Origin of the sequence: Bacteroides sp. RTP31139st1_H2_RTP31139_211217 (assembly GCF_040227615.1) — a bacterium.
Classification (GTDB): domain Bacteria; phylum Bacteroidota; class Bacteroidia; order Bacteroidales; family Bacteroidaceae; genus Bacteroides; species Bacteroides uniformis.
The window spans coordinates 861-9,287 of the sequence record NZ_JBCNZM010000178.1; the positions used below are offsets into that span (position 1 = coordinate 861).

Here is an 8,427-nt window from a genome sequence, read left to right on the forward strand (position 1 = left end):
CGGCAAACGCGATGGTACTCCGTCCCGTGGGCTCGGAGATGTGTATAAGAGACAGCTTCTCATCCTAACGGATTCTCGCCCTGGTCACCGTCACTTCCTCCGGAACCGCCGTCGGAACCACTGCCATCGGGAGCTTTTCCGCCTACGGTGTACAGGGAAGATTCCTTCAGCTGTCCATCCAGGTTGATTTGGGCATTACTCAGTTCGCCGGTGGCACGGGCGCGGAGCTTCAGCCCCTTCACGTTGTTGGCCAGCGAGAAGTCGGCAGCGGATTGCGCCCCTTTCTTGCTGACGATTCCTACGGAGAAGATGGCAAGGTCATCCAGTTTCACGTTCTTGCCGTCCAGAATCAATTCTTTGGTGCAGGAAACCATGTCTGCCAGTACTCCCTTGATGACACCACTCGAATAGGGGGTGTTGTGATTGGACATGTGCTTGGCCAGCTTTTCGATGTCGAAGGTTTCTTCGATTACGGGGCGTGCATACCAGAGGCCTTTCAGTGGGCTGTCTTCGCCCGTCACTTGATACTTTTTGTAACGAATCATACAATTAAAATTTAGAAGTTAAAGGATAAAAACATTTGCTGTGTTGAACTCAACGATGCAAAGATAAGGCTGTGGATATGGGCGTTTGCCGGTTTTTGCAGGTTCTCGTCTGTTTGGGTCTGTTTTAGTCGGTTATTTACGCTTGCAAGTTTGATAATGTCATGATTTATAGTTACTTTTGATGAAATATAAATCGTAACTGTCAACTATGGATTCTTTTGTCATACGTACATACGGGCGTACCGAATTGGCCCAAATCTATTGTCCCAATCTTTGTCCGGAGGCTGCCTTCCGCAAACTGAAACACTGGATAGACCTTTGTCCCGATTTGCGTGACGGACTTTCCGCCTTGGGTGGTTCTTCCCGTTCCCGCTCTTATACGCCTGCCCAGGTGCGGCTGATAGTGGCTGCACTTGGAGAGCCTTAAACCTGAGGTTGAATGGCGTAAAGGTCAGGCCGGGAAGCGTAAAGGTGAGGTTGGTACACTTGGTACAGAGGTTCATCCATCCTTTCGCCTCACACACATACGCGTGCGTGAAGCGAAGTGAATGTCAGACTTTTGGTTTCCGGTAGTTTCCCTTGCCATCTACATTTTCCACCAGCCCGTGTTTCTGCATACGTTTGAGCCAGGTGGAGGCGGTTTCCGATTTGATGCCCATCTCTCCGGCTTTCTGCAGGAAAGAGGCCCGTGTGAATTCTTCTTCCATGCTGCCTACCAGCGCATCCCGGTCGGCATTGCCGCGGCTTGTCACTTCGGTGTTGGGCAGGAAGGAGAGGATATGGGTGGTATGCCGGTAAAGGCTTTCGGCCAGTGAGAGTACGGCATGAAAGTCATCGGAAGCAATGAGGAGATTCCATCGGCTGACAATGTGGTCTTTCAGATTGTCTGTGGCTGTGTGAGGGTCGGGTGACACGTAAGGCGAGGCGGTGATTTCCCCTTGTTCCATTGCGCGGAGCATGGCCACCACTTCCATGATGCGGCAGATGTTGATGGCTAGACGTGCCACGCTGCTTGACATCTCGTTTCCGTTGGCCAGTCCGGAGCGTACGAAAAGCCGGGAGAAGAGCCGGTTGAATTCATCTTTCTGTCCGTCCGTAAGGTGAAGGGTGAATATTCCGTTCATGACAATGGTTTTCAGTTTGTCCTTCCATTCCATGCCCAGAGCCTTGAAGGTATCTTCAAGATCGCTGTCATTGCGGTCGAACTGGTTTTGCCAATGATGTATGGCAGGCATGTAGTAGAATACCTGGCGGGAAAAGAGCCCGTTCTCGGCAGTGGGAATCAGTGGTTTCACTTGTGAGGGGGTGCCTGACAGAAGTACGGAAAGATAAGTTTTCTTTACCTCTCGGTATTCGTGGTCGGTGCGGCGGTTGTAGGACAGTCGGTCGTGGTCGAAGGCTTTGCGCATGGTGTCGCTCCAGTGTCCGTATTCCGAACCGATGGCGGTGGAGATGGTGTCAGCTTCGCTTTCGCATATCAGTCCGGTGCCGTCGGAGTCCATCAGGTTTTGCAGGATGCCGGTTCCGGTGTTGTTACCCGAGATGAGGAACATCTTGTTGAGAGGCATTACGGGAGTCTCCGTTTTTCCACGTTCCTTGCCCAGTGTGTCGTATTTTGCTTTTTCGCGGCGGTAACATGCCATACTTTCGTCTACCTGCCCACGTATTTCATCGTGAATGGGTTCGGCAAGCAGGCGTACCAAGGAGAGCACTCCTTTGCCGGATGCAGGTAGGGCTACTACAAAGGTTTGCAGGCAGGGGGACATCATTTTTCCTCCGTAGGAACATCGGACGTGTTTTCCCATACTGGCACCCAATACGGTGATGGCACCCAGTAGCAGTACATCGTATTGGGCGAGGGAGGTTCCGCAGCTCATGATGCGATTCAGGGGATAAGGCCAGTGGAGGTGTTCGTCGAAAGTGGGTAATGGAGACAGTGGTTCAATGCCCGATGCGGACTCTTCCTCGCGTGCGCGTGTGTGTGAGGTAGAAGAGAGGGGTGAACTTTGTGTACCAAGTGTACCAATGGCGGGTGCGGCTTCATGCTGAATCTTCACGCCGCAAAGCTCGGCCAGATGAAAGGCGGTTCCCAGATGCACGTCGTTACGGCCGGTCTTTAGGGCATTGCTGAAGAGCTTGTCGGCTGCCCGTCGGTCGAACTTGGACGACAGGCTGCACAGACTTAAAAAATCATGCCGTCCTGCTTCTCCGCAGTCGGTGGCAATGGCAAATGCCAGTTGTATATATTCTTGATAGGTTGGAGCAATGTCTGCTCCTGCATTTCTGACTGCTTCGGCCAGAAGGTGCAATGAAGATAGTGGTTCCATCGGATTTGGTAATTTATAATTAGTAATTTGTTGTCGGTGATTTGCAATGACTCATAATTCGAAGTTCACAACTTTTCTGAGCAGTGCTTTCGGGTCATGGCAGAGGAAACAGGCACGTACGAGGTCTTTCCCCGAAGTGTCCACTCCTTTTCCGGGTTGTGTGTTTTCGGCGTCATACATGCAGTGGACGTAGTTCATGGCCCATTGTATTCCTTCTGCAGGATTCTGTCCGTGAAGACAGGGAACAAACGCTTTTACGCCCCGTCCGGTGGGGCTGATGAACACCAGCGCAGGGCATAGATAGGGGTCATCAAACAGTTGTTGCCGTAAGTTTTCCGTTTCTTCTGCGGATTCAAGGTGGTCGATATCGACTACAACCAGGCCGGAGGATTCCGTGAGGCAGTCGCTCCGTCGTCGGGTGAATACGCCGCAGGGAGTGACGTAGGGCAGTGTTTGCTGCTTTAGGCATCGGCAGGCGGTTTCGTCGCCTCGCAGTGCGGCGTTTCTTACAGCAAGTGTCAGTGTGGCAAGGTGTTCATTGGAGGTGATTAGTTTGTACACTTCCTCGAGATTCATAGTCCGCAGTGGAGTCAGCGTGGCGCTTTTTACGTTTTTTCCGGTTGCCGCATCTTTTACGGGTGAGATGGGCGGCATGAATAGCGACATTTTAAGAGTGTTTTTCATCGTATGTTTTTTAAAATTATTGTGCAAAGTTAGGTAACTTATTTCACCCAATCTTTTCCGTATACGGAAAAGATTTTAAGCTGGCTAAAGTATAAATAACAATCTATAACATTATAGAAACTATTATACAATTCACATAACCGAAAATTGACATGAATGAAAACTGTATGCACTCTTCATTGGGTGCTTTTATCGAAACTTTACGTAAAATGAGAAAGATTACTATCGCGGAACTTACTTTGGAAGCTCATATCAGTACAAAAACGTATATCCATATAAAAAAGGGCTCGATGCAAGACTAAGCGCCTACTTATCGCTGATTTTCTACTATTTCAGGGATTTGGAGGATGAGGAAATCAGGCGGGTGATTAATGGGTGGCTGGATGAATGGTTTAAGGTGAGAAAGAAGGAATAAGAGAAGGTGCCTTGCTCTCAGTCACTTTTATATAAATTATATGATAAAGTCAATTATTCAACTTCTTCGCCCACATCAATGGCTGAAGAATCTATTCATTTTTTTGCCGCTCTTTTTCGACCGTCAATTGACGGATCTGGATAAACTATTGGCAGTGGTGGGAGCATTTGTAGCGTACAGTCTTGCCGCCAGTGCGATTTACTGTTTCAATGACATTTGGGACGTAGAGGCTGATAGGCAACATCCCAAGAAGTGTAAACGCCCTATTGCTTCAGGAAAAATATCAAAAGGGATGGGATATGGTATTAGTGCGATACTTGTCACAATGTCACTGCTTTTACTTGTTACTTATACAGGAAGGGAAAAATGGTATTTATTTGGCATAATATGTTTCTATCTACTTCTTAATATTGCCTACTGTGTGAAGTTGAAACAGATTACGATTATTGATGTATTTATCATTGCATTCGGATTTGTACTTCGCATTTTTGTGGGTGGTGTAGCTGTGGGTATTCACCTCTCTCATTGGATTATTTTGATGACGTTCTTATTGGCTCTCTTCTTGGCTTTTGCCAAACGTCGGGATGACGTGGTCATCTACCAAGAAACTGGAGTGTCGGCTCGAAAAAACGTCAACCGCTATAACCTTGAGTTTATGAATCAAACCATTGGTATTATTGCTAGCATTACGATGGTTTGTTACATCATGTACACGGTGAGTGAGGAGGTTGTGGAGCGCATGCATACGCAATACCTTTATGCCACTTCCGTCTTTGTATTGGCAGGCATCGTCCGCTATTTGCAAATCACTATTGTCGATGTAAAGAGTGGAAGTCCCACTAAGGTGCTGATGAAAGACCGCTTTGTACAACTCTGTATCATAGGTTGGATATTGACGTTTATTCTCATACTCTATTGTTAAATTGCTAAGATGAAACAGATTGTTGCATTCGACTTCGATGGTACCATTACCAATCGAGATACACTGCTTGAGTTCATCAAGTTCGCAAAAGGCAAGACAGCTTTTTATCTTGGCTTTTTGCTTCATCTGCCTTGGTTGTTGGCTATGAAGTGTCACCTCTATCCCAATTGGAAGACCAAGCAGATGATTTTCTCCTATTTTTTTAAAGGAGTGAATTTGGATGAGTTCGATGCAGTCTGTTATAGATTCTTTATGGAGAGAGGTGAAAATTTGCTCTATCAGGATGCGGTTAAACAGATAAAACAGCACCTATATAGAGGCGATGAAATAGTCGTTATTAGTGCCAGCATTGATAATTGGGTAAAGCCATTTGCTGAGAGCTTAGGCATTAATCAAGTTTTGGGGACTCAGCTGGAGTTATCAGGAACCGGACACCTTACGGGTCGTTTCGCTACTGCCAATTGCTATGGCGAAGAGAAGGTGAAACGCTTGCTGCAGCTCTATCCTGACAGAACTCAATATCGACTGGTAGTTTATGGAGACAGTCGAGGAGATAAGGAACTCCTTGCTTTTTCGGATGAATCATATTACAAACAGTTCAATAGATGAATATTCTTTTAATTCTTATTAGTGTGCTGCTAAATTGCGCTGCTCAGCTTTGTATCCGCAAGGGTATGCTGATTGTAGGTGAAGTCGGTATGAGTGGCATGGTGCAAAATTTGGGTGCCATGATATCCAACCTCTGGTTGTGGGGAGCCATGGTTTGTTATGCTGTGAGCATTTTGATGTGGATGGCTGTATTGAGCAAAGTAGAAGTAAGTTTTGCCTATCCGTTCCTAAGTATCGGCTATGTGGTGGCAGCTTTGGTGGGTTACTATTTCTTTGATGAATCACTGACGTTCACACGCATTGCTGGCATAATGGTGATTTGTGTTGGTGTTTATTTAATCTCTAGAAGTTGACAAGATGAAATATTTTATATTTGGAGGTAATGGCTTTGTGGGCCGTTACTTGGCGAATGCCTTACTGGAGAGAAATGAAAAGGTGGTTGTATGTGACTTACACCCAACCCTTGATGAACGAGTTACAAAGGGTTGCGAGTATCGACAGACTGATATTCGTGATAAGCAACAATTGTCTACTATACCCATTTCTGCGGATGACATTATTATCAATCTTGCTGCTAATCAATACCATACCAAGGTGCCCCGTGATAGAAGAAACTACTTCTTTAGCGTAAATACTGTTGGCACAGGGAATATCCTTGAAGCGATTTACAACAAGGGATGTCGAAATTACCTGATGTTCACGACAGATATGACCTACGGAAAACCTCAATACTTGCCTGTTGACATTGAACATCCGCAAAATCCTTTCGGTCCATACGGTCAGAGCAAGAAAGCATGTGAAGAAATCTGCTTTGAATATCGGAAGCAGGGTATGAATATCACCATCTTCCGTCCCCGTATGATTAACGGCCCCGGCCGTTTGGGTATATTGGTGAAACTCTTCAAACTGATTGATATGAACTTGCCTGTTCCCACCATTGGTAACGGAAAGAATCACTATCAGATGATTTCTGTATTCGATTGTGTGAGTGCAATTCTCTGTGCTATTGATAAGGGTTTGCCTAATAAGGAGTACAATCTCGGTTCCAAAAACTCACCCGATATACGTACACTTTTAAAAGGTGTAATTGCATCAGCCCATTCACACTCGGCTGTGATTCCTACCCCGGGGAAATTAGTTAAGTTTATACTCAATATTTTTGATAGCATCGGCCTGACCATCATGTACAAAGAACAATTCATGATAGCAGATGAAGAGTATATTCTTGATATTAAGCAGACAGAAGACGATTTGGATTGGCATCCTCAATATAATGACGAGGATATGCTGAAGGAGGCGTATCAAATGTATAAAAAGCAATAAAAATTGGACCATGAGACTAAAGAATAAAAATGTGTTGTTTTTTACAAAGCTGATTGTGTTTGGTGCTTTATTTATGATGATACTTCCCTTTATTTTGTTTGGGGAGAACAATTACATCACTGTTCATGATAACTTAGACCAATTTCCACCCTTTTGGTCAATTGCTAAAAAGGTTGGACTTTTCTCTTTTGATGTATCTACCGGAGTCATGGATAACACACCGGCTGTCTATTTCGGCTGGGGAGGCTTTACCATCCAGAACTTTGCCTATTATCTCTTACCGGCTTATGTCGCCTACGTATTGACTTATTTAATTTCATTGCTCGTTGGCTTCTTTTCAATGTACAAGTTGCAGTGTATATTATTTGGAAAGGAGCATCGTGAAATCCTATTATTCACTTCTCTGCTTTTTGCCATTTTACCGGTAATCCCTGCTTGGTCTATCTCAGTGGCATCCATACCGTTGGCTTGTATCGTGTTTTATCATATTTATAAGGGAGGAAGTAAATGGTGGCTGTTGGCGGCACTTTTCCTCCCCTTCTTGATGGAGTTTCATTGCAGTGCTTTGTTTGCCTGTGGCTTTTGGTTAGCGGGTATGGTTATCGCTTCAATAAAAAGCAAGCGTTTTCACTCCACACTATTTGTGGCATTCTTACTGTTATGCATTGGTGTGGTGATATTCAACTTTAAACTGTTCTACATGCAGTTTGCCGTTGGTGAAGACCTGAATCGGAATCACTTTATTATAGAACCAATCAACATTGCTATTGGTTTGTACCAGTATGGTGTGGAGGGTTTTTATCATGCTTCTACCATTCAGAAATACGTGGTATTTCCAGTTTGTTTTATTACGTGCTGTTATGTGGCTTGGCAGTGGATAAGAAACAAAACCGTTACAAAAGAGCAATCTGTCTTTTTTATTTGTGGAACCATGGCGTTTATTTGTTCATTCGTAGCAGCAGCAGATGAAGCCTTTTGGTTCGATGACCTTAAAAATTTAATCTCCGCCCTAGATGGTTTTTCCTTTGCACGCTTATTTGTCTTCAACCGTCTCTTTTGGTACGTAGCTTTCAGCGCCAGCCTTATGATGTGCTTGCGTAATCGGTATCTCAAACGGATTGTACCTTTTATTCTGATTGTCCAGTTAGGTTATATAATGCTGTCGCGTACTACTTATAACGACTCCATTTATTCATTAGCAGCGAACACGATTCCTTCACTAAAGAAAGATCATCTCACTTGGAAGGAGTTTTATGACGAAGCTCTTTTTACGAAGATAAAGAAGGATATTAATTATAAAGGTGAACCGGTAGCTGCTGTAGGCTATCATGAAATGATATTGATGTACAATGGTTTTAATTGTATCGGTGGATATCTTTCCTGCTATCCCTATAAAGATATGTTGAAATACCGTCGTTTGATTGAGCCACAACTCAACGTGAACGAAGAAATCCGCCATTACTATGATATTTGGGGTGGTCGCCGCTACCTTTATTGTGAAGGTGTGGACTATCAGCCCACTCGGAAAAAGTGTGAACAATCGGTTGAGTTACTTATTAATGCCGATGTATTTCGCAATGAATTTGGCGGCAAGTATATACT

Annotated in this window: 9 protein-coding genes; 6 read left to right on the forward strand and 3 right to left on the reverse strand. The window is 44.8% G+C overall.

The window, feature by feature from the left end; translation table 11 throughout:
- Positions 1-59: 59 nt before the first annotated feature.
- Positions 60-545, reverse strand: coding sequence for a DNA-binding protein (locus ABUA47_RS20620; RefSeq protein ID WP_009038578.1), 486 nt, complete (start codon positions 543-545; stop codon positions 60-62).
- Positions 546-753: 208 nt separating this feature from the next.
- Between ABUA47_RS20620 and ABUA47_RS20625 the strand changes: the two genes are divergently transcribed.
- The gene (locus ABUA47_RS20625) at positions 754-972 is read left to right on the forward strand and encodes a DUF4248 domain-containing protein (protein WP_005829478.1); all 219 of its coding nucleotides are present in this window, start codon (positions 754-756) and stop codon (positions 970-972) included.
- A gap of 124 nt (positions 973-1,096) precedes the next feature.
- On the opposite strand, the gene ABUA47_RS20630 is transcribed toward ABUA47_RS20625, so the two are convergent.
- A complete protein-coding gene (locus ABUA47_RS20630; RefSeq protein WP_035448368.1) occupies positions 1,097-2,872 on the reverse strand; it encodes a DUF3987 domain-containing protein in 1,776 nt (591 codons plus the stop codon).
- 51 nt (positions 2,873-2,923) lie between these two features.
- Positions 2,924-3,556, reverse strand: a complete 633-nt coding sequence (locus tag ABUA47_RS20635; RefSeq protein ID WP_178611677.1) for a BT4734/BF3469 family protein — start codon at positions 3,554-3,556, stop codon at positions 2,924-2,926.
- 455 nt (positions 3,557-4,011) lie between these two features.
- Here ABUA47_RS20635 and ABUA47_RS20640 point away from each other — a divergent pair, with 455 nt between their 5' ends.
- From ABUA47_RS20640 to ABUA47_RS20660, 5 genes are all read left to right on the forward strand, one after another.
- Positions 4,012-4,893: a decaprenyl-phosphate phosphoribosyltransferase gene (locus ABUA47_RS20640; protein ID WP_171029016.1), complete on the forward strand. Its 882-nt coding sequence runs from the start codon at positions 4,012-4,014 to the stop codon at positions 4,891-4,893.
- 9 nt (positions 4,894-4,902) lie between these two features.
- A complete protein-coding gene (locus tag ABUA47_RS20645; RefSeq protein WP_035448372.1) occupies positions 4,903-5,502 on the forward strand; it encodes an HAD-IB family hydrolase in 600 nt (199 codons plus the stop codon).
- A gap of 23 nt (positions 5,503-5,525) precedes the next feature.
- On the forward strand, positions 5,526-5,855 hold the full coding sequence (locus tag ABUA47_RS20650) for a DMT family transporter (protein WP_227212738.1): 330 nt from the start codon (positions 5,526-5,528) through the stop codon (positions 5,853-5,855).
- Positions 5,856-5,859: 4 nt separating this feature from the next.
- Positions 5,860-6,825, forward strand: a complete 966-nt coding sequence (locus tag ABUA47_RS20655) for an NAD-dependent epimerase/dehydratase family protein (protein ID WP_035448376.1) — start codon at positions 5,860-5,862, stop codon at positions 6,823-6,825.
- A gap of 10 nt (positions 6,826-6,835) precedes the next feature.
- The coding region (locus ABUA47_RS20660) for a DUF6044 family protein (protein ID WP_349831968.1) at positions 6,836-8,427 on the forward strand (1,592 nt) is incomplete at its 3' end.